Consider the following 25847-nt stretch of genomic DNA (forward strand, 5'->3'; position numbering starts at 1 on the left):
TCGTAAAAAACAGGCGACAAACACAAGTTTTACACGAAAAAATCATTTCGTGCGATTGTTTTTGCACGTATCCGAGGATATATTTATAATGCTGTTTGATGAATTTAAAGGAGCGTTTTGGTAATGGGAATCCACTCTCTAGACAAGTTCTTCTTGTGCTCGGCTTTGTGCGCTGGGCTGACGGCCATGTCGTTTGCCTATCCCTCGAATCCCGTGCTCAGGACTATCGATAACGATGGCGATTCCCTTTCTGTCCGAACGCTCGGCGACGAGCATTACCGTTTCACGCAGACAGAAGACGGCTTCCTCGTGATGCGCGATTCGAACGGAGTGTTCTTCTTTGCGGACGAGAATGCCGAACGTTCCCGGTTCAAGGCGAAAAATCCTGGAAAGCGCACTGCCGAAGAAAAGGCGTTCCTGAACGGCCTCGACAACCAGAAGGTCCGCGACAGGCATAGGGAAAAGCACCCCGACAGGTACAAACGGCCCGATTCCAGGCAGAAATCGAAACGCGCTTCCTGGGTGCCCACGGCGAAAAGTCCGGACGCCGCTGGGGGTGCTAATGCATCCGCTTCCGCCGCAGAAGATGTCCCGCCTGTCCTGAGGCTTCCGGCGGCATATTCGCATGCGAATGGCACGAACCGCTTTCCCGTATTCCTGGTAGAAGACAACAACACGAAGAATGCGGATTCCGCCAGTACGTATGCCTACATGAACCAGGAAAATTACAAGGCGAAGAACTACGTCGGCTCGATCCGCGATTACTTCATAGACCAGTCGGGAGGGCTATTCGTTCCGTCTTTCGACCTCTATATCGTCAAGGTCGGTGATTCTTTCCGGAATTACATCGGCGTGGAATATCAGCTGATCCAAAAGACGATTGCCGCGGTCTTGTCGAAATATCCGTCGTTCGATGCGGGTGCCTACGATTCCGATAATGATGGCGAGGTCGATGCCTTTGCGGTCCTGTATGCGGGGAGCATCGTCGAGTCGGGCGATTCTCACCTGGGCGGGTTCCAGTATGAACTTCGGTGGAACGCTTGCGGAAGGCTGAATGCCGGAAACGGGAAACGATTTAACAATTACTTTATTTTGAACCAGGTCGGTGATATCTTCGAGAGGTTTATCCACGAGTTCAGCCATACCATGGGACTCAGGGACCATTACTGCGTATGGAGCGACAGTTGCTACATAAGTTATTCCAATTCCGATACCCAGGCTCCGGGGGCGCACGCGTGGGACGTGATGGCGACCGGCATGTATAACGGGCAGAACAATCCTCCGAACTATAGCGCTTTCGAACGGAATTTCATGGGCTGGCTCGAATACACGACTCTCGAAAAAGATTCCGAAGTGAAAACGCTCCCGCCGTTCGGTACGAGCAACTTTGCCTACCATGCGGGTGCGAGCAAAAACGAGTGGTTCGTGTTCGAGAACCGCCAGAAGGTCAAGTGGGACGCCGCCCTCCCGAACCATGGATTGCTCGTGTGGCATATCGACTACGATGCGAATTCGTGGACCGATGACAACCTCAACGATGTGCCGAGGCACCAGCGCGTGGATGTCGTGGAAGCGGGAAACCTGCGCGTGACGGACTACTACGACGGCTTTGCCTCTTCATCCTACGGCGGGTCGCACTTGAAGGATGACCCGTTCCCCGGAAGCCAGAACGTGACGAAACTTTCGCCCGTGCTTTCGTGGAAGAATGTGGAAGTGCTTCCGGGACTCTTCAATATAAAGGAACAGGACGACCTAGTGTGCTTTGCCGTAGACGGATCCGTCGCTGTCGGTAGCTGCGAACTTGCAAAAAGCTCGAGCAGTTTCGTGGTTTCTAGCAGCTCCGTAGCTTCGAGCAGTTCTGTGGAGAGTTCCAGCAGCGCCGTAATGAGTTCCTCGTCGAGTTCTTCTTTCCGGTGGCCGTGGCGCAGCAGTTCGTCGACGGACGTGGCTTCTTCTTCGGCTACGGAACGGATTGCCGCGGACGCCGTGCCGCACGTGGGTTTCGAGGTGCGCTACGAAGACGGAATGCTGAATGTGCTTGCCCCGGTGGCGGGAGCGAAAACGGTGCGGCTTTTTGACATGCAGGGGCACCTGGTCTTTGCGGAATCGTTTGATGGAATGTCGCATGGCGTAAACCTCCGTAAGTCGCGTTCGCTTGTTTCACGGAGCGGTTTCTTGATTGTGCGCGTGGATGCGGCAGGGAAATCGCTGGGCTATAGAATGGTAGGTATCCGATGAAACTGCTTGAGACAACGTTGCTTGTATCCGCTTTGTGCGTGACGGGTGCTCTCGCGCATCCGGCAAACCCCTTTGTAAAAAAGCATGTGCAGTCCGACGGCTCGATGCTGAGCGTGCGCACCTTGGGCGATGAACATTATCATTTTGTGCAGACCGCCGACGGGCTGCTCGTGGAACGCGATTCTGCGGGGGATTTCGTCTACGTTGGCAATGACGGCCTGCGTTCGGGAGTGAAGGCGAAGGACCCTGCGCTCCGCGATTCCCGCGAAACGGCTTTTGTCGCCGGTATTGACCAGGCGGCCGCCCGCGAGGCCTACAGGGCAAAAAAGGGAGAACGCTTCCGGAATCAGAACGTGGCATACGACGCTGTCGCGGCTGACTATTCCTACGATGCGACGGGTACCGCCGTCAAGCGCAAGCGCCCGCGTGCCGAAAACTGGGTGATGGGCGAGAGGTGGTTCCCCGTGCTGCTGGTCTCGACCCCGAAACAGGCCGCTGTCGATTCTGCAAGGATGTGGCGTTTTTTTAACGAGGAAGGCTATTCCGATAGCGAAGGGAACATCGGCAGCGTGCGCGATTTCTATCTGGAATCTTCCAACGGGAACTTCAGCCCGCATTTCGACATTTTCCCCATCACGATTTCTAAAGAGCTTGTGCAGTATGTGAATTCGGCAAACGACTCGCTCTACGAAAACGAATTGACGAAGGAGGGGGTTGACCTGCTCGTGAAGCGTGCGGATTTCGACGTGGACAAATACGTGTCGAACAAGAAGCTGGTGGACGGCTTTATTTTCCTATTCCCCGGCCGCGAAGAAGATGTCCTGGTCTACAGCGAGGACTTCTGGGCGCACCAGTTCTGGATGCAGGCCAATGGTTCGAACAACGTGTTCCGAGCTCCTTTCGGATACAAGCCGAACAACTTCGGCTATGTCTTTGACAAGTATCTCCTGATCGCCCAGCTCGAAGACGCCGACAACGATTTGTACAGGGCGGGCAACTTGAACAAGTTCGGCATCTTTGTCCATGAGTTTGCGCATGTGCTTGGGCTTATGGACCATTACGGGGTAAGGGATTCGGGCGAAGATGAACTGGGTGCCGCCTCCTACGACCTGATGTCGTTGGGAATGTATAATGAAAACGGACGGATCCCTGCAAAGTTCAATGCGTTCGAACGCGAGACGATGGGCTGGATGACGCTTTCGGAACTCACGACCGCGGATACGGGCGTAATCATGCTTGGCGATATCGACCAGGGCCAGGCGTATTCGGTCACGAACCCGTCCGACAAGGATGAATACTTTATCGTGGAATACCGCCCGGCGAAGGGATACGATACCGGCATTACGCATGGGCAGGACTACGCCTACAACGGGGTCTGGGTCTGGTATATCAAGTACGAGCTGGAGGCCTGGGAAAACAACAATATCAACGGGATGGGCAATTTTAACCGCGTCGATATCAAGGCGTCGCTGTTGAGTGGTTCGTGGGGCTCCAAGACTTCCTATTCGCCGCTGGTCTACAAGTCGGGAACGGCCTCTCCGGTTCCGGGCGTATTCAACTTCGTGAAGGCGGATGATTCGTTTGTATGTTTTACTCTGGACGCATCCGTCAAGGTCGCAAAATGCGAATCGCCGGTCCCGGCTTCGTCTGCGGGATCTTCGTCGTCGCAGTCCAGCAGCTCGGTGGAGGCCGTCTCCAGCAGTTCTGAGACGGCCAAGTCCAGTAGCTCGGCAGAAGCGGTTTCGTCGGCCACGTTTGCCGTGCAGACGCAGGTGCCTCCGCAATTCTCCTTGTCGCTAGATGGCCGCCGCCTGGCCGTGAATGCCCGAACGGGCGGGACAAAGACGGTCCGCATATTCGACATGCAGGGAAACGAGGTGATGCGCTCCGCGTTTGCCGGGGAATCGGCCGTGATGGACCTTTCCGGACTCGGCAGGGGGCATTTCGCTATCATGGTTTCGGTTCGGGGAAAATCGCTCGGAATCCGGACTTTGCGGCTGAATTTTGATTAAAAAGCCCATCCCCTCTTGATAAAATATCCACGGAACTTGCCGAAATGACATTTAAATGCCCCTCAAAAAGGGGTATTTTTCTTTATGGTGTAGAATAAACAAAGAGGATGTTATGAAGAATTCCCAAATAGCCAAGGTTGTTTCGTGTGCGGCCATTTTTGCCGCGCTTGCGGGCTCCGCTTTTGCGCAGAGCGGCCCGAACGACGAATGGAACGGCAAACCGCGCGTTTTCGGCGTGAACCGGCTTAACCCGCACGTGACCTCGATGCCCTACACTACGGTGGAAGAGGCTGTCAAGGGCGACCGCCATGCATCCGAATGGTACCAGACGCTTTCGGGCAAGTGGAAATTCTACCACGTAGACAAGCCGAGCCAGCGCAACAACGACTTCTACAAGGACAACTACGACGTGTCCGGCTGGGACGAAATCCCGGTGCCGAGTTCCTGGCAGATTCTCGGCTACGACCACCCGATTTACACCAACGTGGTTTACCCGTGGGCGCAGAACAACCGCGTGTCCGCTCCGGGCGCCCCGACCGACTTTAATCCGGTGGGCCACTACCGCCGCACCTTCACCGTGCCCGACAAGTGGGCCGGCAAGCGCATCCGCCTGCATTTCGAGGGCGTGGAATCCGCCTACTACGTGTGGGTGAACGGCAACTACGTGGGCTATAGCGAAGATACCTTTACGGGCCACGAATTCGATATCAACAAGTACCTGCGCAAGGGCGAGAACAACATCTCGGTGCAGGTGTTCCGCTGGTGCGACGGCTCCTGGCTCGAAGACCAGGACTTCATCCGCCTTTCGGGCATCATGCGTGACGTGTACATCTACGCCGTGCCCGAGGTCCATATTCAGGACTTCCAGATTGACGCAACGCTCACGAACAACTATACCGACGGCTTGCTGAAGACGACTGCCTGGATTTACAACTCCACGGGTTCCTCTTCGGGCGAATATACGGTGGAACTTTCGCTCTACAACGACGCCGGCAGCGAAGTGATTGCCCCGACTGCGCAGAAGGTCTCGGGTATCGGCGCGAACGGTGGCGAAAAGAGCGTGCATTTCGAAATCCCGTATGCCAAGCCGAATCGCTGGTCTGCAGAAACGCCGTACCTCTACACGGCGGTGCTCACCATCAAGGATAACGCGGGCAAGATAATCCAGGTCGAAAGCAACAAAATCGGTTTCCGCACGGTCGAAATCAAGAAGGACAACGGAGCCCCGCGCCTGCTGGTGAACGGCATGCCGGTCAAGTTCCACGGCGTGAACCGCCACGAGCTCGACCCGGATAACGGACGCGCAGTGAACTACGAGCGCATGGAACAGGACATCATCCTGATGAAGCAGTTCAACATCAACGCTCTCCGCATGTCGCACTACCCGAACAACCCGGTAATGTACGACCTTTGCGACAAGTACGGTATTTACGTGATTGACGAGGCGAACGTGGAAAGCCACGGCGCAAACGGCGACCTGCCCAAGAGCAGCGACGACTGGCGCGCTCCGGTGGTGGACCGCCTGAACAGCATGGTGCAGCGCGACAAGAACCACCCGTGTATCATCCTGTGGTCGCTCGGCAACGAGGCCGGTAACGGCAACGTATTTGCCTCCGAACGTCAACGCGCCCACGAAATCGACTCTACCCGCTACGTGCACTACGAAGGCGACAACAACAATGCCGACGTGACAAGCCAGATGTACTGGGGCTACGACTATATCGCCGGTTACAAGGATGCGAACAAGCCCGTGATGCTCTGCGAATACGAACACGCCATGGGCAACTCCGTGGGCGACCTTCAGGAATACATGAATGCCTTCTACGGCAACCCGCGGGCTTTTGGCGGCTTCATCTGGGATTTCATCGACCAGGGACTGCACCACAAGGGTACTCCGTACTGGGAATTCGGCGGCATGTGGGGTGACTGGCAGAACGACGACAACTTCTGCGCGAATGGCCTCGTGTTCCCGGACAGAAAGATTCAGCCCGAAATGTGGGAGGTCAAGTACCAGTATAGCCAGCTTCGCGTGAAGAACGTCGACGCCGCGAAGGGCAAGATCGAAATCGAGAGCCGCTACCTCTTCAAGAACCTCGGCGACTTCCTCGATGCCTACTGGCAGATTCGCGAGAACGGCAAGGTTATCAAGGACGGCAAGCTGAGCGGCTCGCAGATGAATATCGGGCCTCTGCAGAAGAAGGAAGTGACCATCGAAATGCCGGATATCGAGACGACAATCGGTGCCGAGTACTTCCTGGATATCGATTTCCGCCTGAAGAAGGATGAACTCTGGGCCAAGGCGGGTCACAGCGTCGCCCATGAACAGTTCGGCATCAACCTGGGCCAGCTCTGGTCTACCGAAGTGGATATCAGCACTCTGGATGGTCACAGGGTTTCTAGGGGGAGCGGCCTCACCATCGAAGGAACCGACTTCAAGATTACCTTCGACGAGAAGGCGGGTACGCTTGCGAGCTATGTTCTCGATGGCGATACCATCATCAAGAACGGCGGTATCCCGAACTTCTGGCGCGCCCCGACCGACAACGACAAGGGCTACAACATGGAACGTGGCCATGGCGAATGGCGCAAGGCGAGCAAGAGCCGCAACGTGACCTCCGAAGTCGACGAAGTCTCTCCGCAGGAAACCCGGGTGACATTCAACTTCAGTTTCCCGGACGTGGGCAGTTCCAAGATGAAGATGACCTACTACGTGTACGGCAGCGGCGATATCGTGGTGGAATACTCATTTACTCCGGACGGCTCCAGGAGCTACATCCCGAACGTGGGTACGCTATTCACCGTGCCGGGCGGCTACGAAAAGGTTCGCTACTTCGGTCGCGGCCCCGACGAGAACTACATCGGTCGTAACCGCGGCAGCTTCATGGGCATCTACTCGACTCTCGTGGATTCCATGACGGTCATGTACATGGAAATCGGCGAAACGGGCCAGCGCACCGACGTGAAGTGGGCGACGCTCACCAACGAAAAATCGGGCAAGGGCGTGATGGTCGTGGGCTCCCCGCGCATGGAATTCAACGCGCAGCACTACACTCCGGAACAGCTTTCCGATACCAAGCTTCCGTGGGAACTCAAGCGCAACAAGGATATCACGATGCGTGTCGACCTGCGTCAGATGGGCCTCGGCGGCATCAACAGCTGGGGTGCGGAACCGCTCAACGAATACCGCCTGAATGCGAACCGCGAATACTCTCACAAGTTCCGCATTGCGCCTATCCGCAAGCAACTGAACGACCCGACCGAATACTCGCTGCTCGGTTTCCGCAACTTTGGCACGAACGACCTTCCGCCAGCACCGTATGGCCAGAAGGAAATTAAGGAGATTTACGAGAACCAGCCCGAGAAGGACGTTACGGAAACGGCCGATATCGGCCCGAGCGACAAGACCGACATTCCGCGCCGCCCCATGGTGTTGCTCCCCGAGAACGAACGCAACTACAGCGTGTTCGACATGCAGGGCCGCCTCGTGGCGAAATTCACGACCCACGGCGTCGAAGACCTCCGCGCGCTCACCAAGAACTCCGTCAAGCGCGCAGGCTCCTACCTCGTCCGCGGCAATGCAGGCTCCGTGTTCCGCATTATCGTGAAGTAAGAAATTCCACACCCCAAAGCATAAACGCTCCGGTTTTGCCGGGGCGTTTGTCGTCATCCCCGCGCCCATTCTCGTCATCCCCGCGCCCATTCTCGTCATCCTCGCGCCCATTCTCGTCATCCTCGCGTAGGCGAGGATCTTTTTGCGTAAAGAAAAATTTTTTGGCATTTTTGGAACATTTTCCCGTTTCGGCCGTTCTTGTATATAGATAGGGGATTTTCTCTCTATCCGCCATCGCGGGGGCGTTCCCGCTACGAAATGGAAAAATGAATAAGAAACAGTATGCGGCCATGCTTGCCGACATCAACGAGACAAATAAAAATGGCGGCGATGTTTCCGCCTGCATCGCGAAATATCGCGAAAAATACACGTATGTCTACGTCTACAACGATTCGATTTTCAAGATTCTTTTCGGGAATCCGGAAAACGAGCGGATGACGGTAGATTTTCTCAACGCAGTCCTTGACCTCTACGGGAGCGACTGCATCGAGCACATTACCTTTGAAAATCCTGCGGTTCCGAGCGCATTCAGCAAGGAAATCACCTCGGATATCGTGATGCACGACAGGAACCAGGACCGCATCGTGCTCGAGGTCCAGCATGTGAATGACGGGACATTCACTGACCGGCTCGTCTTCTACGCAGCGAAGCATACGGTCGCGAGCCGCGGCAGGGGCAACGACTACAATCTGCGCAACCTGGACATCGTGAGCCTCCAGATGTTCAACGGTTTCCCCGAATCGAGCAACTACAGGCACCACGTGCGCCTCAAGAATCAGGACAACGAGGAATTCTACAAGAAGCAGACGATTACGCTTGTCGAAATTCCCAAGTTCTTGAAAAGCGGCTACGAATCGGACAACAGCATGCTCGCACAGTGGCTCCGCGTGATCGACGGCATAAACAAGGAGCAGCCGGTGCCCGTACCGGAGGGGTCCCTGTTCGCCCTCTTGCATGAAAAAGCGAAATTGTGTATTTTTACAGAGGAATTTCTTGTAAGCGAGGCGATGAGCATGAGTGACCGCAACTACGAACTGTACGTCGAGAAGAAGCACGCACGTGCGGAAGGCAAAACCGATGGCCATGCCGATGCAATCAACGTCATGAAGGCGATGAAGCTTCCTCCCGAAAAGATTGCCGAGGCGAAGGCGATGCTTGCAGAGCTTGCGAACAAGTGAACCTGTAGCATAAATAGAATAAATTCCAAGACAGAACTCAGTGCGCTTAATCCCTGATTCGTCATCCCCGCGACCATTCTCGTCATCCCCGGCTTGACCGGGCGGACAGCACTTAACAACTTGTTGTTTAGTGCGCATGGCCACCAAGGTGGGGATCTTTTTGTGTAAACAAAATTTTCACGCCCTGTTTGGCTTATTTTCGCCGCGAAACCGTTTTATATAGTAGATAGGGGAACCCCTGTCCGCGAAGCGGTCGCATTGCCGCGCAAAAGGACCATAAAATGGCTGTGAACAAAGCCGATTTGAAAAAAGAACCGAAGGCGCCCGTGCGTCGTAAGCACGATCCCTTCTTCCGTTACATCTATGCTGTTCCTGAGAATGCTCGTACCCTCCTGCGGCTTGCGCAGTACCGGAACCCCGAACTCCGCAGGATGCTTGCGTCAGTCGATATGCAGACCCTTGAACTCATTCCCGGTAACTACAGCAATGTGAAGGAGTGGGGCGAGGCCGATCTCGCCTTCAAGGCGAGTCTCAAGAACGGTCCCGAAATCTTCGTGGGTATTCTTCTTGAACATAAGTCCTACCGCAAGATTATCTACAATGGCCAGAAGGACTGGGACCCTATGGCAGAATTTCGTGCGAAGTTCAGGGGCGAGTTCAACGGTCGCGAATTGCCTTTTGAATGTGTCCTTGTGAACCTTGCCGATATTCCCGACAGCAAGTGTTTTGCCGAAAAGAACATTGAAGCAGCCGTTGGTGCACTGGTGATGAAGTACGCGTTCGATGGTGAAAAGTTGAAAGGTGTCGTGAAACAAATTGTTCGGATGCTCTCGAAGATGGAAAATGAATCGAGGGCTACCCTTGTCGAAAAAATTGAACTATATTTGCAGAAAACCCTTCGCCTCGGCAATGGAAATGCAAGCATTTCCGCTGCTCTCGGCTTGAAGGTTTTTAGGAGAGTACATCGACGAAAACGTCGTAGAGGAGTTGCGTATGCGCATGAGTATAGGACAGGCACTGGGGATTGTTACTGCCGGCGACCGCCGCCGTGCTGCGGAGCGCAACGGCCTTCGTCGCGGTAAAAAGCTTGGAGCACAGAAAGAACGCGAAAAGAACGCCGCCCGTGAGGCTAGGATTGCGGAATACCTCCGTTCCATTGGCGTTCCTGCTGAAAAAGTGGACGCGGCTCTCGCCATCAAATGACAAAACCGTGAAATTGGGGATTGAACGCCCGGAAAACATTGGGTTTAATCCCCAATTTTATAATTTGTATGTAATCTAGAGCGCCGTTTGGGGTTCTAGGTGGGGATGAAAAACGCGAAAAAAAACAATTCAATCCCCAAAATGAACTTTTCCGCCGGACTTGCGGTTCGATTTTTTGATTTTCATGTTACTTTGTTCTGAAAACTGGGGATTGAAACCCGCAAAATAGCCCCGTTTAATCCCCAATTTTTGAAAAATCAGCGAAATCGCGCCTTGCTTGCGGCGCAAAAACGTTCCATTAATCAAAATTCTTGACTAATTTAACATCTAATATCATATTAGTCGAGAAAACTTGGGCCGGGCAGGCTGTCGGATGGCCGAAAAGCAGTCACGAGCCACGGATTCTCGATTTTACACTGCGGAAACAAGGGACTCCCGGGACGTTTATATTCAGCCCTTTACATACCGCTGCTTGCTGCTCTTTGGTTTTTCGGGGAGGGTCAGCTTCAGCGCGCCGCTTTCCAACAGCGGCTGGACAATGTGGCTCATGGTATAGAACTGTGACATTCCTGTAAAACCCTGCAACTCTGCCCGGCTTCTTGGTACGGAACAGAAGGCCAGAATGTCGGCGGGCTTGCCGGAATATTCGGGCTGGTTCACCGAGTTATATAGTGTTGCGTAGAATTCTCCGTGACGAACAGAAAACTCGGCTGGAGGCAATCCCGCCTCTTGCATTTCCTTTTGTATGGTCGGGATGCCCGAGTAGCGGTTCTCGGTAATTTTTAGAATCTCGAGGATGTTTGCTAATACTGCGTTCCTTGTGTCCGGCCTGATTTTGCCAAGATTGCTTAGCGTGGTTTTCCCGTACAATCCTCCGCTGTTTATGACTTGTAGCCGGTTGTCGTACATTTCAATTCGAACGGGGGTGTTTTCGGAATAGACGCTATAATCGCGATGAACCAGCGCGTTCAGGACAACCTCGCGTACTGCGATAGACGGATATTCTTCTTTGTCTGTGCGTTTCCCGTTTTTGTCAATGACCGTCTTGTGACGGCTGTTCTTTTGGACGAACGAAATTGCATCTTCTAGCATTTGCGGGATGGTCCCGGTCAGCCTTGCGTTGTCGATAAACCTTTCGCCGGTCGCACCGAGGTCGCCCATTTCGTTGCCGGGAACCCGCACTGCGGTGATGCAGAGCTGGGGCAAAAAACCTTGCGGGTATTTTGAAAACGAAAGAATTCCTGCTACCGTGGGCGCACCGGAATGAATTACTCCCATTAGTTCCAAAATCTCTTCGCTGCTAACGTTCTCAGAAAGATTCTTGTGCTCCCTCTTGCATAGCCGAACATAGTTTTCGACATCGGCCTTGTTTAGGGTGTCAAGAGGCGCTTCGGTAATGGCTCGGGCATCGTCGCGGATGTGTCTGCGAAACGCCTCGTAGCTGTACACTTCGTATTCGCTCATTGGCTCATCCGAATCGCCGACACGGACAAAGGAGCCTTTTGTCCGTCCCATGCCTTTGTAGAAGACAGGCCGGTGGAAAACCTCTACGCCAGGGATTTCTGCAGATACGATCTTTTTTTGACCGATTGAACAAATTGTAAAAAGGGGGCGCACGCATGGCTCCATCTCTTTACTTTGTTCGTTAATCTTCTTTTGAATGTCTTGGGCGTCGTAAACGCCAACGATTTTGTAATCCTGCTTTTCGTCAATGCCGAAGATGATTGTGCCTCCTTCGTCTTGATTCGAAAAAGACGACAGTGTGTCGTATAAACGCTTGGGGCAACCCTCGTGAGCAGCTTTCAGCTCGATGTGCTGGGACTCGCACTTGTTTGACAGAATTTGCTTGACAAGGCTTTTTAGGTCTTTTTCTTGCATATAATGTTTCGCCGGTTGTTGGTATTCTTGTGGTAATATATAAAGTTTGCCAACAAAAAGCAATAGTTTGCCAAGTTGTTGCTTGATTTTGCCAACTGTTTTGTGAAATTAACCAACTATTTGGCTAAATTTGCCAACAAGTTGGCGAATACCATCAAGTGAACTTGTTTTGTGAAGTATGGTGTGCGAACCGACTCGTTCTTATTCGGCAAAATAGGCGCGGGGGCCCCGCGCCACCTTGTGTAAACAAAATTTTCACGCCCCTTTTGGCTCATTTTCGCTGCGAAACCGTTTTATAGTATAGATAGGGCCATCTCTATCCGCCTTTGCGGGGGCGTTCCCGCCATAAAACGGAAAAATGGAAAACAAACGCATACCCTTTGAACAGCTCCCCATCACGGACCGTTTCATGTTCGCCATGGTGTTCAGTCACAAGGAAATCGCCAAACCCTTCCTCGAAGCAGTTCTTGGCATCAAGATACACGAACTTCGGGATCCCGAGCCCGAAAAGACAGTCGAAGTAAGCCCGTTCTACAAGGGAATCCGCTACGACGTCTTTGTGAAGGAAACTGGTCCCGGTGGCGAGACACTCCGCAGTTTCGATATCGAGATGCAGATGGAAGATACCAAGGAAATCCCCAAGCGGACGCGCTATTACCAGGCGATGTGCGATAGCGAGTCGCTGAACAAGGGCGAGGTATACTACAACCTGAAGGAACTATACATCATGTTCCTGTGTCCCGAGGACATTTTCGGACAGGGAAAAGCCGTTTATAGGTTCAAGAATCTCGATGTCGACAACCCGGAAATCGAACTGGGTGACCTCTGCTTCAAAAATTTTTATATATTCAATAAGTACCGCGACGTCGCCGAGAAATCGATCAGGGAGTATATGGAGTATTTCGCCACCAGGAAACCGAGTTCTCCAGAAACCAAGAAGATTGACAGGATGGTGAAGTGGTACCAGACGGACAACGAAACGAGGAAACGCTATATGACTTGGCAGCAGGAAATCGACATCGCCGTAGACCAGGAACGCCAGCGTGCAAATGATGCAGAGAAGCGCTTTTTCGAGGCAAGGGATCGTGCAAATGATGCTGAAAGGCGTTATTTCGAGGCGAAGGATCGTGCTGACGAAATTCAGAAGCAGGCAGACGCGGCAGAAGCTCGTGCTGACAAAATTCAGAAGCAGGCTGACGCAGAAAAGGCTCGTGCCGACAAGTACGAAAAGATGCTCCGCGACCTCGGTAAACTGTAGGTATTCATATAAAGAAACAGTTGGTGGCGGCCGCTGAGCGGTCGCCGCGTTTCTTTAAAAAATTATTTTATCCATAATGCGCTGTTCTAGTCTCAGAATGGCGGGACGAATTAGGTATAACGCGTCTAAGAAATGGGTCTTATCGAAATGAAAACCTCTTAATTTTAAGAGGTTTGTCGAAAATTTAAGAGGTTTTAAGCTTTTTTTAAGAGAAAATTGCCGAATTTACTTCAAAAACGGCATTTAGACCTCTTAAATTTCTTTTGTCACGCCGCGTTTCTTTTGCTTGGGCCAAATGACAAAACCGTGACAAAAGGGGTGTGATTTATTCCACATTGGAATATAAAATTTCGGCGGAAGTCCCCTTTTTTGCGAAAAAAATCTATAATTGTAAGCATCCGAAACACCCCTAAAACGGCGATTTTGGTCGAAAAAAGCAATTTTTGCGTCTGCTCCAGGTTGTTATGACACAAAAATGACAAAAGTTTGACAAAACTATTGCTTTTCCGAAAAAAATTGTGTATATTAGGGAAGTAAACGAGTCGAACGCTCAATTCCGGGCCGGGACTCAAACAAGTGTGTCACAAACAACAAGGAGTACACTATGAAGAAACAAGGTTTTACCCTCATTGAATTGATGGTCGTGATCGTGATCATGGGCATCCTCGCCGCCGTCGCAGTTCCCAAGCTGTTCGGCATGATCGCCAAGTCCAAGGCCTCTGAAGTCCCGACCGCCGCAGGAACCTGGGTCAACCTCCAGGATGCTTACGTGACGGAATCAAACAAAACCGGTGACTGGAATATGATTGGATACACCGGTCCGGGACAGAGAAAAAATTCTGGTAGCTATGAAAGCGAAAATTTCGCCTACTTTGGCGAGGACGCTACATGGAATGCCAGCAACAAGGCTAAGTTGAACGAATGCGTGGTCGGCAAGAAGTGGACTCTTACGGCTACTCTTGTTGATGCTTCCTCTAACGCCCAGGGACAGAGTGGCATGAAGCTTGCTGCCACGGCTGATGACGACCTTTGTTTGGGTCTTACCCCGTCTTTTGCAGCGTTGGCTAACAACTACCAGTAATCTTTTCGCTATATAAGTGTTATAAGGGTGAGTCCTTGGGCTCCCCTTTTTTTTAGTTTTATAAAATAATCGTTTATTTTTACGATTAAACTCTTTACTTTTTGAGGGCTTACGCTCATAATGGATCCTGTTATGAAGAATGTAGGGCGAATGGGACTGCTTTATAGTTTGGGATTGGTATTCTTTTTCTCACTAGTTCATTATAAAGGTTTTGATAAGGATGCCGCTATTTACTTATTGCAAGTGATGAACTATTTACAACCTGAACGCTTTGTAGACGACGTACCTTTTATGTTTGGCAACCAGGATTCGTTCAGCATTTATTCTCCCGTAATAGCAGTTTTTTTTAAAGTTTTGGGTGTGAATGTTGGCGGGATGGCGGCTACCTTTTTTACTTTCCTCGCATTTGGAGTGGCTCTTATAGCTTTTGTTTGTAAATGGTCCAAAAAGTTTAATACAGAACAATGGCGAATGCCGATTTTATTTGCTCTGTTCATACTAATGGCAAATAAAACATATGGCTCGGGATCTTTTTATTTGCCTTTGTTTGAGTCGTATCTTGTAGCAAGGGTGTTGTCTTGTGTTTTGATGGTTGCTGGGCTTGTTTTTATTTACGACAAGAATAAATATGTGTCGTTAGTTTTCTTTATTTTTTCTGTGCTTATGCATCCGTTAATGGGGGGGTGGGCTCTACTTTTATGGCTGTTCATCTTTTTCCCGAGAATTAAACTGCCCATAATAGTTTTGTCGCTACTATTTCCGCTGACAGGATTCTTGCACGTCGGACGTTTAGATTTTTATCCAGATGACTGGAGGCCCTTGTACATTAGTCCAGGTTTGGACGAATTCATTACGTATTCTTGTCTCTTAGCTTTTTGGTTGATGATATATCGTCATTTTAAGGGTGGAGTTCTTTCTGCTTTTTCCATAAGCATGTTTTGGACTTCTCTGATAGGTTTTTATTTGCAGTTCGCGGGTTCATATACGGAACACCTTCTTTTGTATCAAGCGCAGCCATTTAGAGCACAGTGGTTGTGTATGCTTCCCGTGGTGCCGGTTTTCGCAATCTTTGTTCGGAATTGTATGAAGAGTGCTGGCAACCTTGTTTTTCGTGATTACGCTAGCTTTATTTTGGGCTTGTTTGCGATTGCGGGAGCAGAGTGGATGGATTTGTGTCCCGCGATTCGCTATATGTGGCTAACGTTGTTGACTGTTGTTGTAGTAATGTGTTTCTCATCAGTTGGTGATAAAAATGGATTTGTCGTTCGTTCCCATTGGGTTAATTTTTTGTTCTTTATGGGTCTTGTGTTGTTGATTTTTGATTCGGTTGTTTGCAACTATATTCAGTTGGCTATAGAACAAGGTATGGGAGATGCTGGTTTGGCTGCAACATGGTTTGACCTGCCAAGTTATTTGGCTGTTGTAAGAATGTTTGTGTTGATTGCTGTCATATTAGCATGTTTGTTTCAAAAGAAATATGGATATGTGTTGCTCTTTTCAATAGCATTTTGTTGTGCCTCGTTGAAATTACTTCCTATAGTTGGATTGATTCTTTGTGTCGTTCCTAATTTGGGTATGATGCCGAAAAGGTTTTTATTGGCTTTTTCTTTCTCTTATTCTTTCTTTGAATTACTGGGTTCGCTGTATAGATTCAATTCTATGGAAAAATTACCCTTGGAGGGAGGAGCGTTGACGAGTATTTTGATGTTTGTAGCTTTATTTATTGTTGTATATTTTTTTGTGAATTTAAAAGAATGTTTGGGTACAAAAAAAATGGTTGCACCGTTGATTGCTTTGCTTGTCTCTTTTTCTATGTGGGATGTTTACCGGTGGGATGCGAGAAATGAGTCTATAATTATAAATGAACGTCAGATGGATGCTTTCTTCGATGTGCCAATATTTCCACAGGTAAAGGATCGTGGAAAAATGCTTTTTACGGTTGATTATGAAAATCCAAAACAATCCAGGATTAACTTTATGACAGGGGCCTATGCGGATGCCTCCATTTATGTGGGAGAAGTTTTTTATAAAGAACAATATTTGGAGTCTAATCGGCGCAGAAACGCTTTGCTTACGGAAACTTTACAAGAAAATAGGGTGCACATGTTTAATGAGAGAATAATTAGTGTGTATCACAATCCTGACACACTTCTTTCTCGTGTTCATTATTTATGTGGAGCTGGAGAAATAACGCATTTTGCTACTGATTATGCAAATATGCCCCTGCCCAAGCAGGATTCTGTCTATCTTGATGTGAAACAGAAATTTGTTTGGCTTTATGGTTGCTCAAAATGATTGAACTGCTTAAAAAGAGATGGTTTGTCTACACGGCTGGATTAGCCTTTTTCTTTGTGCTGTTCCGTTATTTCGGTTATTTTGAAGATGCTGGCCGATACCTTTTGCAGGTAGTCCATTTTCTATATCCGGAACGCTTTGTAAACGATGTCCCGTTCATGTTCGGGAACCAGGATAACTTTACTGTTTTTTCTCCGTTACTAGTTGTCTTTTTTAAATTGTTTGGTGTCAATCATGGAGGAATGGTTGCCATTTTTTTTATAGAACTTTTATGGGGGCTTGCTGCAATTACATTGTTCGTGCGATGGACTAGACGATGGAACCATTCGGCATGGGCTTTGCCTTCCTTTGTTGCGTGCATTGTTGTGTTGACCAATAAGCAGTATGGCAGTGGAACTTATTTCCCGATTATTGATCACATTCTGGTTGCTCGATTTGCGGCAGAAGTATTCATCTTGCTAGGATTGGCTTTTCTTTGGTCTAAGAATCGATATGTTTCACTGGTAATGTTTTTGCTGGCTTCGGTTTTGCATCCGCTAATGGGTGGATGGGGGATTCCTCTTTGGATGTTGTTCCATTTCCCTAAATTCCGTTTGCTGGTGGCTGTAGCGGCGTTGCTTGTTCCTTTGACCGGATTTCTGCATGTATGGCGTCTTGATTTTTTCTCGGAGGACTGGTTTGGGAAAAGCATTCCTTTTACTCCGACTGGTGAAGACGCTATAATCTATGCGGGGCTTCTTGTCTTTTGGTGGTGTGCATGGAAATTTTGCAGAAATGTTGAGGTTTCTAGGTTCGCCGTCATTGTCTTTATACTTAGCCTTGTTGGTGTTTTCTGGCAATATGTGGGAATAGGCTTGCGTCATCAGCTCTTGGTTCAGACGCAGCCTTATCGTGTGCTGTGGTGGGGCTTTGTTCCGATGATACCTGTAGCGGTATTGTGTTTGTTGGAATTATTCCGAGAACCATCGCGATTCTCCAACTGGTTGATTGGAAAGCATGGGTTTGTTCGGTTTGTATTCGGACTGATGTTGGCTTTCTTTGTGATTTCTGCTTTTTTGGGGAATCTGGTCCAATTAGCTTTGGAACAAAATGTCGGGAATATGAAGATTGCGGTTTATCTTATGGACTTGCCGCAATACCTTTTGCCTGTTCATAAGTTTTTTTTGAGCGTTCTTGCGCTGATTTGTTTGGCAGAACGTAGATTTTGGTTGGCCGTTGCGTTTGGGATTTCTTTGTTTGATGGATGCTTTACAATCCTTCCGATGATAGCGATTATCTTTTACTTGATTCCTTCGATAAAGGGATTGTTTAAGGATTTGCTGGCTGCTACAGCAATAGTTATTTCTTTTGTAGAATACTTGTCGGCATTGCAGGCTTCTCCATTACTCGATTCTAGTTTGCCGTGCGCTGTTTTCTTTTTGCTTGTTTTTATTTTGACTTTATGGATTTTTTTATGGAATAATAAATCTAGGCAAAAATGGCTTTGTATACCTTTTGTGCTCTTGATTGCGTTGTCTGTTATTTGGGATGTTGCCAAGTGGGATGTTCGAAGCGAATTGAGAATTGCGGATGAACGCCAGATGGATGCTTTTTTTGAAGAGGCGGTGTTTCCCCAAGTAGAAGACCGTGGAAAAATTCTCTTTGTGGAAAACGCAGAATTTCCGTTGCAATCTCGATTTAAATTCTTGACGGGTACATATGCCGACGAAACAATAAATATCGGAGAGTTGTTTTATAAAGGGCAGTTTGTGGAGGGCCGTTTCCGCAAAAATGCTTTGCTTTTAGGGGATACAATCTTGGGCGAATGGGGTGACTACACAAGAAGAATTGCGAAGGTGTACGCAAATCCAGATACACTGCTTGCCAGGGTCCGTTATTTGTGCAAAATAGGGGAAATTACTCATTTTGTCACGGATTATGCCGAAATGGCATTGCACAAACGGGATTCTGTTTATTTGTCAGAAAAAAATAAGTATGTTTATTTGTATGAGTGTATAAAATGAATTCTTATATCTATATACTAAAAAACAAATATCTGCCTTTTTTATTTGCGGTGCCGCTCTTTTTGGGCGTGTTTCGTTACGATGGTGTTGTTTTTGATGCCATATTATACGTGACTCAGTACGTCTACTCTATAGATCCAAGTCGTTTTTTGGGCGATCCGGCATTTGTATTTGGGAATCAAGATTCGTTAGGCTTCTTTTCACCAATTTTAGGTTTCTTTCTTGAATGCTTTGGTGTCGCAAAAGGCGCATTCGTCTATACATTCTTGATGCATCTGGGGTGGATTATGGCTGTGGTTTGCCTTGTAAAATCTTTACTGCGTTTTACAAGACAGCGTTTTTGGATTTTGCCTGTGACGGTTCTCTTAGTTTTTTTCTTTGCCCATGGGATGGCATTCTCTAAAATACAATTTTTTAATTATGTCTCAACGTACGCATGCTCTCGTTCCCTATCGATTGTATTGGGAATGGGAGCGCTGGCACTTATCTTTTTTCAAAAGAGATTGTTGAGTCTATTATTTATTGTTGTGGGAACTGTAATTCACCCGCTTACTGCTGGATGGTGTCTTCCTTTTTGGCTGTTTTACTTCTTTCCCATAACAAGATTTCCCGTTATACTAGTTTCGCTGTTTTTCCCACTATCTTGTTTTTTTCATGTTGGAGTGTTCGATTTCATATCAAAAGACTGGCTGGAACGCCCCTTAGAATTTGTGCCTGATTATATGTTTTTTTCAAAGTCTTTTGTTTTGCTTTCTTTTTTTGGAATACTCGCAAAATGGTCTTTTGATGAACGGATTAGAAAGATTTCGTTTTCATTATTTTTATTAATGGCAATAGCGTTTTACTGGAATATATGGGGTGGAATTGGCGAACATGTTTTGTTGTATCAGGTGCAGCCATGGAGGGCCGCATGGGTACCTTCGATTATTGCGGCACCACTAGGCTTATGCATTGTCAAGGATTTATTTAGAAAGTTCATAAAGAAAAAATGTTTTACAACCCATGATTTGGGGTTGACGGTATTGATTATTTCTTTTTTGGCGCCAACAAACCTTATTATATGTTCTGTTTTTGCGATAGCTCTTTTTTTGAAACAGCCGGCAACAATTTCGTTAAAGGGGTTTACTTTGACTTTTGTTGTTTTTTTTGTGATAGAATATCTCGTACAACAGTATTTTACTTGGTGCTTACAGGGTTTTCCTTCATTTTTGGGATTTAATTATTTGAAACTTTGCCGTATTAGGGATTCTTTGTTGTTGTATCAGTTGTTTTTTTTAACTGCATTTGCTGTGTGTTTTTTTAAGAAAAAAAGTATTATTTCTGCTGCGCTAATGCTCGTGTCTATTGTTTTGTCTCGTTTCATGTTGCTTCCAATTCTTCCATTGTTTATGTTTTTTTGTCCAAAAGAAAATAGGCTAAAATATTTAGGCGGAGTGGTTGCGATTGTGTGCTTAATTGCATTTGATGGGTTGTTTGATACCGAAGCAAGAAGAATGACTTTAGTTGACGGAATGCCAGTAAAATTTTTAAAAATTTGCTTTACAACAGCCGCATTTTTTTTGTTCCTTTGTTTATCGAAAAGAAAATCATTTTGGGGGCTTGGCGTATGGTTTGTCGCATGTTGTATAGTATCTTTTGCCAACTATAGTACAGGTTTTTCTTTGCTGAAAAAAGAGGCACAATTAGACCAATATTTACACAAACCGATTTTTCCACAAATAACAGAAAGAGGAAAGATTCTTTTTGATGTTTCGGGCGATTATGAGTCTGAACCAAGACTTCAATTTTTTTCGGGCAGTTATCTGTCAAAATCGAGTATAATCGGAGGTCTTTTTAACCGAAATCATTTTAGGATGGCTTTGGAACGATCACACCTTCTTTATAAGAAATCGATTGATTCGGGGTCTTTGAAGTACTACACCTACGCAGACATAATAAAAAAAATTGCAGATACGGATACTTTGATAGATCGGACTGTTTTCCTTTGTGGGAGAAAAGAAGTTTCTCATTTGGTAACGGACAGACGCTCTTTGCCATTTGTAAAAGAAGATTCTACTATGGTTGGGTGTAACCAGATTGTATATCTCTATGGATGTTCTTCTGTAAAATAGGCTTGAGAATATGAATGGAATTGGATTGAAATCATTTCTTTTAATACAAGATGATTCCCGTGATGATATTTTTGATGTCTTAAAAGGAATTGCAATTATTTTTGTGATAATGGGACATTGCAATGTTGGCCCTCTGCGCGCCTTTATCTTTTCTTTTCATATGCCCCTATTCTTTTTTATAACAGGTTACTTCTTAAAGATTAGACCATTGAATAAGGAAATGCTTTTAAGTTTAAAAAGACTTATTGTTCCATATATTTTTTCATCTGTTTGTGTGCTTGTAATTATTGTGATTAGAAATTGTTTGAAAAATGCATGGTTTGATACATCTTATATAAAAGGTTTTGTTGTTAAATTTTTATTGGGCTTTAAAGGTGATTCTGCCCCGGATTGGATAGATGGTACAATCATGACATTTTGGTTCGTTTGGGCAATGTTTTGGGGTCGTTGCATGGTTGTCGTTCTTATAGGCAAAATCCGATCTATGAAGGTCCTTTGTGTTTTATTCATTATTCTTGGTCTGCTAGGTAATTTTCTAGGAGAAAACTACTTTATTCCCTATTGTATTCCGTTGGGATTGTCTGCGGCAGGTTTTATTTATGTTGGTTATCTATTGAATCAATACAAATTGCTGGAATCCATAAATGCAATCAAATTTTTCCCGTTTTTAGGAATTTGTTGGCTTTATAGTTGGTGGCAAGGTGGTATAGATATTGCTCTTTTTTGGTATCCATCGGGCTATGTTTTTGGATTGCTGGGGGCATTAGGAGCTTTTTTCGCAATGTTTAAGCTTGCAAATGTTTTTTATTGTAAAGATTCTTTATTTTGTAATGTAATTCATTTTTGGGGGCGTTATAGTTTGGTTGTTTATTGTGTTCATGCGATGGATGAGAATCTTAATAATTGGTCCTTTTTTACGGCGAATTGTTATATTCCGATTGAATATCGAGATATTTTCTTAGTTTTGACTCGATTGTTGATTACATTTGTATTTGCGCTTATTCTTCTAAAGATAAAACCATTGCGTGAAAGAGTTTTTCAGATAAGGGCAGAGTTGTAACACATTTAAATTTGATTAAGGCTGAATAAACTATGAATCTTGTTGAAGAGTCAAAACAATTCTTCACGCAAAGGCTTTTTGTTTCTGCACTTTGCTTGAATCTGTTTTTTTTGCTCCTTTGTCTAGGGATTGGCGGCATTCATTTTGGCTCGCTGGATGACTATATCATGTCTACCGTGATTACGGGGGCGTATGGTGGCGAATTTGACCCGCATACGCTTTTCGTGAATGGCGCCTATGCTTATTTCTTGAGGCCTTTTTATTGGCTTTTGCCTGGTGTGGGCTGGTACTTTGTTTTTGAGTTGCTCTCTGTTTTTGCTTCGTTTGTTGTCTTTACATATTTCTTATTGAAACGGATTCCGGGAAAAATCGGATTGGCCCTATCTTGCATTTTGTTGGCGGGCCTTGTGCCGGACTATTACTTGCAGCTTGCCTTTACACAATGTGCGGCGGTCTCTATGTCGGCGGGAATATTGTTACTTTACTTTGGCAACTCTGAAAGACGTTGGAAGCTTTTGCTACTCTCGATACCATTCTTTGTCGCGGGAATTGTTTTCCGTAAGGAAGGGTTCTTGCTGGGCGTGCCTTTCTTGTTCGCTGTTCTCGCTCTGAGCATTGTAGAATGCCGACGAGTCTATAAGCCTGTCGTTGGAGCCTTGCTGGCAGTATTCCTTGCGTATTATGCGTTGCAGTCTTTTAACAACAGTTTATTCGAAAATGACGAGTATTCCTACTACCGTAATTACCAGTGGAGCCGAGCTACGTTCGGAGATGGTGCAGATTACGACGACGATGCCGTTTACGACGAACTGGAAGAACGTCAAATGCAGGGGAGGGACTACAGGTATTTGAGGTCCTGGATCTTTTATGATACCGAAGTGTTTTCGCTGGATAGCCTCAGACCCTTTGTTGATGTGGTGAACAGGAACCGGTATCAACCGAACTCCGCGAGAATGCCTGGGGCGTTATTCTTTGTCGTCGCGAATTCCTTCTTCAAGACGAATGCCTGGTGCTGGGCCTTGTTTTGTTTTGTGTTCTTCTATTTTGCCCCCAGAAGGGCTGGCTGGTATACGTGGGGCTCCCTTGGGCTGATTTGCCTGTGCCTTGGTTATCTGCTGCTTTTGAATAGGGTCGTCTATCATGTGGAATCGGGTATATGGCTTTATGCAATTGTGTGTGCCATCCCGTTTATGCGAAAAATTGACTTTGACAAGGGTAAAAAGATGAAGGCTTTTCCCGTACTTCTTTTTGCCCTGGCTGCTGGAGCTTTTGTCTTGGCGATGGCGAATCAGAGGGATTATGGAAACAATCGGTTTTTGTTCGGAACTCCGGAGATGTCCAACGATTGGAAAGCTTTTGAAAAGTACACGAAAGACCATCCGGACGATGTGTTCATGCTTTATTTTAATGACTACAAATATTTGGCCACCTATAAAGACCCTGCCTACAGGGCTGTGGCACCGCGAAGTTGGGGGAACATATTCTCGTTCGGTTATTGGAACATCAACTTGCCGGGGATAAAAAAAGAACTTGCAGAGCGGGGCGTGCAGAACCCCATTGGTGACTTGACCAGGGATAATGTGTATGTTCTGGAAACGGATACGCTGCACAGGTTTGACCAGTTCCATAAAGTGCACTATCATGATTCGGTTGTAATCCAACCTGTCGAGAGATTCGGTGATTTGCGGCTGGTGAAGTATCGTAGCGAAGGAGGTGCGCAATGACCTCTTTGCATAAGATAAGTCTGGCTGTGTTTTTGGTGCTGTTCGTGTTCGCCGTGACGTTCTCGTACTTGACAAAGTCGCAGTTCATAAAGATGCCCGAAAAACCTTGGCATATGCAACCATTTATAGATGAGGATTCGCTGACGGAGGAATACATTTCCAAGTACGAACAGTTTGATAGTAGAAAATTGATTGGCCTGTTCGCGGATTCTTCGCGAGTAACCGTCGCCATCCTTGTGGATGCCTGGGGCGTCCCGTTTGACGAAAGTTTGCTTGCCAAAGACTTTGAGATTTTTAAGGATTTGCCGCACAAGGACTTTCTACGTCGCAGGCTTGCGAACCGTACCCGTCATGCGGAATTTGCGGAGCTGCGCATTCCCGGCGACAGCACTCGCCCGCACGATGGTGTGTACTTGTTCGGGGGGGACTCGCTGGAATACGGGCGTAACCTGTACATCGATTCGCTGGGTTACGGCGTGCGGGTGTTCTGCCAGAAGTGCCCCGACAGCGTGATGGCGGCAACGCTCGATTCCTTGCTCACTGCCGTGGCGGGCGATTCGGCGAGCCCCGTGAAGAACGTCGCCTGGACAACGCAGGACTCTCGCGACGGCGACCGTGCCAAGCTGCACGCCACGTTGCGCCTTATAGCCGACGTGGCCCGCAGGCACCCCGAAGCCCGCTTTATAGTGCAGGGAACACACCGCCCCATCCTCGGTGACCCCAAAATCCGCCGCGAAAGCTTTGCCCATTGGGTTCCTGCTGTCATATTTTAGTATAATTTTCTGAAAACTCGCTCATTTTTTAGTAAAAAACTAACTAAAACTCGCTCATTTTTTAGAAAAGAATGTATATTTAAAGCATGTACCTGAAACGCAAACTAGATGATTTCTTGCTAGAATGGAAAAAATCCGCCGATAGGAAACCTCTGATTGTCAAAGGGGCCCGTCAGATAGGGAAGACGGAATCCATCAAGCATTTTGCTGCAAATTACGAGAATTTTGTCAACATAAACTTTGTGTTGGAGAAAAAGTACAAGACCATCTGCGAAGATGGCTACACCGTACAAGATGTCATCAGGAATATTTCTCGCATTGATTCAGAAAAGAAATTTGTACCAGGGAAAACTCTTATCCTTTTCGACGAGATTCAGGACTATCCTGAAATCGCGACATCGCTCAAGTCGTTCTGCATAGATGGTCGGTTCGATGTGATTTGCAGCGGCTCCATGCTGGGGATCAATTACAAGCGTATAGAGAGCAACAGTGTTGGCTACAAGTCGGAATTCCAGATGCAGTCGATGGATTTCGAGGAATTCCTGTGGGCCACGGGGTATGGTTCGGATGTGGTCAATGATCTTTTGTCGCACATGCGGTCGGTAACGCCATTTAACCAAACGGACATGAACGTTTTTGGCGGTCTGTTCATGGACTATTGCCTCCTCGGGGGAATGCCCGAAGTGGTGCGCTCTTTTGTCGAAAAGGGAACATTCGAGGGGACGCTTGCGCTCCAGCGCGCCCTTATCGCGGATTACAAAGAAGATATAAAGAAGTATGTCGAAGGGATAGACAAGACCAGAGTGCTCAACGTGTTCAACAGCATCCCTGTGCAGTTGGCAAAAGAAAACAAGAAGTTCCAGATTTCCAAGGTGGCGAGTGGGGCAAAGTTCAAGGACTATTGGGGCTGTATCGAATGGCTTGACGATGCTGGCATGGTGAATCTCTGCCATTGCCTGCATACGCCGGAACTCCCGCTAAGGGGGAATTTCGAAGAAACAAAGTACAAGATTTATTTCAAGGATACGGGGCTCCTTGTCGCGAACCTCGACGACGAATCTCAGGAAGACCTTCGCGCAAACCGGAATATGAATGTGTACAAGGGGGCCTTATACGAAAATATCGTTGCCGAGATTTTGAACAAGCAGGGTTACGAGCTTTTCTATTACAAGAAAGAGAACTCTACGCTGGAGCAGGACTTTTTTGTGCGAACGAAAAAAACGCTCGTACCGGTCGAAGTCAAGGCGAAGGCAGGAACAGCAAAATCGCTATCGACATTGGTCAAGAGCGATGCTTACCCGGACATAACAACGGGGATTAAGTTCATTGCCGGGAACATCGGTTTCCAGAACAATATATACACCTTCCCGTATTTTTGCGCATTTCTACTAAAGAGATATCTATCGGGGGTGGATTTTTAAGT

At 47.6% G+C, this 25847-nt stretch carries 16 protein-coding genes; 14 read left to right on the plus strand and 2 right to left on the minus strand.

From position 1 onward, the window contains the following. The first annotated feature begins 123 nt into the window (after positions 1 to 123). The 5 genes from B4B27_RS06715 (at position 124) to B4B27_RS06735 (ending at position 10120) form a co-directional block, all read left to right on the plus strand. Positions 124 to 2238 (plus strand): hypothetical protein, encoded by a 2115-nt coding sequence (locus B4B27_RS06715; RefSeq protein WP_290724940.1) that lies wholly within the window; start codon positions 124 to 126, stop codon positions 2236 to 2238. Then, complete coding sequence (locus B4B27_RS06720; protein ID WP_290724942.1) at positions 2235 to 4250, plus strand: immune inhibitor A domain-containing protein; 2016 nt, start codon at positions 2235 to 2237, stop codon at positions 4248 to 4250. Before B4B27_RS06715 ends, B4B27_RS06720 begins: the two co-directional genes overlap by 4 nt. A 112-nt stretch (positions 4251 to 4362) precedes the next feature. Beyond that, positions 4363 to 7860: a glycoside hydrolase family 2 TIM barrel-domain containing protein gene (locus tag B4B27_RS06725; protein ID WP_290724945.1), complete on the plus strand. Its 3498-nt coding sequence runs from the start codon at positions 4363 to 4365 to the stop codon at positions 7858 to 7860. Between the two features lie 266 nt (positions 7861 to 8126). After that, a complete protein-coding gene (locus tag B4B27_RS06730; RefSeq protein ID WP_290724946.1) occupies positions 8127 to 9038 on the plus strand; it encodes an Rpn family recombination-promoting nuclease/putative transposase in 912 nt (303 codons plus the stop codon). Between the two features lie 281 nt (positions 9039 to 9319). Next, positions 9320 to 10120 carry an Rpn family recombination-promoting nuclease/putative transposase gene (locus B4B27_RS06735; protein ID WP_290724948.1) on the plus strand — a complete coding sequence of 267 codons (801 nt, stop codon included), beginning with the start codon at positions 9320 to 9322 and terminating at the stop codon, positions 10118 to 10120. Positions 10121 to 10370: 250 nt separating this feature from the next. Here the strand turns inward: B4B27_RS06735 and B4B27_RS06740 are convergent, their stop codons facing one another. Together B4B27_RS06740 and B4B27_RS06745 are read right to left on the minus strand one after the other, a co-directional pair. Next, the gene (locus B4B27_RS06740) at positions 10371 to 10547 is read right to left on the minus strand and encodes a hypothetical protein (RefSeq protein WP_290724950.1); all 177 of its coding nucleotides are present in this window, start codon (positions 10545 to 10547) and stop codon (positions 10371 to 10373) included. 144 nt (positions 10548 to 10691) lie between these two features. Continuing rightward, positions 10692 to 12182: an ATP-binding protein gene (locus B4B27_RS06745; protein WP_290724952.1), complete on the minus strand. Its 1491-nt coding sequence runs from the start codon at positions 12180 to 12182 to the stop codon at positions 10692 to 10694. Positions 12183 to 12477: 295 nt separating this feature from the next. Between B4B27_RS06745 and B4B27_RS06750 the strand changes: the two genes are divergently transcribed. The 9 genes from B4B27_RS06750 to B4B27_RS06790 all read left to right on the plus strand — a co-directional run bounded on the left by B4B27_RS06750 (position 12478) and on the right by B4B27_RS06790 (position 25845). Next, positions 12478 to 13377, plus strand: coding sequence for an Rpn family recombination-promoting nuclease/putative transposase (locus B4B27_RS06750; protein WP_290724954.1), 900 nt, complete (start codon positions 12478 to 12480; stop codon positions 13375 to 13377). A gap of 604 nt (positions 13378 to 13981) precedes the next feature. Next, complete coding sequence (locus B4B27_RS06755) at positions 13982 to 14458, plus strand: type IV pilin protein (RefSeq protein ID WP_290724956.1); 477 nt, start codon at positions 13982 to 13984, stop codon at positions 14456 to 14458. Between the two features lie 132 nt (positions 14459 to 14590). After that, positions 14591 to 16753, plus strand: a complete 2163-nt coding sequence (locus B4B27_RS06760; protein ID WP_290724958.1) for a hypothetical protein — start codon at positions 14591 to 14593, stop codon at positions 16751 to 16753. Continuing rightward, on the plus strand, positions 16750 to 18756 hold the full coding sequence (locus B4B27_RS06765) for a hypothetical protein (protein ID WP_290724960.1): 2007 nt from the start codon (positions 16750 to 16752) through the stop codon (positions 18754 to 18756). Before B4B27_RS06760 ends, B4B27_RS06765 begins: the two co-directional genes overlap by 4 nt. Then, positions 18753 to 20867 (plus strand): hypothetical protein, encoded by a 2115-nt coding sequence (locus B4B27_RS06770; RefSeq protein WP_290724962.1) that lies wholly within the window; start codon positions 18753 to 18755, stop codon positions 20865 to 20867. Before B4B27_RS06765 ends, B4B27_RS06770 begins: the two co-directional genes overlap by 4 nt. 10 nt (positions 20868 to 20877) lie before the next feature. Beyond that, positions 20878 to 21927, plus strand: coding sequence for an acyltransferase family protein (locus B4B27_RS06775; protein WP_290724964.1), 1050 nt, complete (start codon positions 20878 to 20880; stop codon positions 21925 to 21927). A gap of 32 nt (positions 21928 to 21959) precedes the next feature. Continuing rightward, on the plus strand, positions 21960 to 23651 hold the full coding sequence (locus tag B4B27_RS06780) for a hypothetical protein (RefSeq protein ID WP_290724966.1): 1692 nt from the start codon (positions 21960 to 21962) through the stop codon (positions 23649 to 23651). After that, positions 23648 to 24424 carry a hypothetical protein gene (locus tag B4B27_RS06785; RefSeq protein ID WP_290724968.1) on the plus strand — a complete coding sequence of 259 codons (777 nt, stop codon included), beginning with the start codon at positions 23648 to 23650 and terminating at the stop codon, positions 24422 to 24424. Before B4B27_RS06780 ends, B4B27_RS06785 begins: the two co-directional genes overlap by 4 nt. Positions 24425 to 24510: 86 nt before the next feature. Continuing rightward, on the plus strand, positions 24511 to 25845 hold the full coding sequence (locus B4B27_RS06790) for an ATP-binding protein (RefSeq protein WP_290724970.1): 1335 nt from the start codon (positions 24511 to 24513) through the stop codon (positions 25843 to 25845). The last annotated feature ends 2 nt before the right edge of the window (positions 25846 to 25847 follow it).

Origin of the sequence: Fibrobacter sp. UBA2449, assembly GCF_002342555.1 — a bacterium.
Classification (GTDB): domain Bacteria; phylum Fibrobacterota; class Fibrobacteria; order Fibrobacterales; family Fibrobacteraceae; genus Fibrobacter.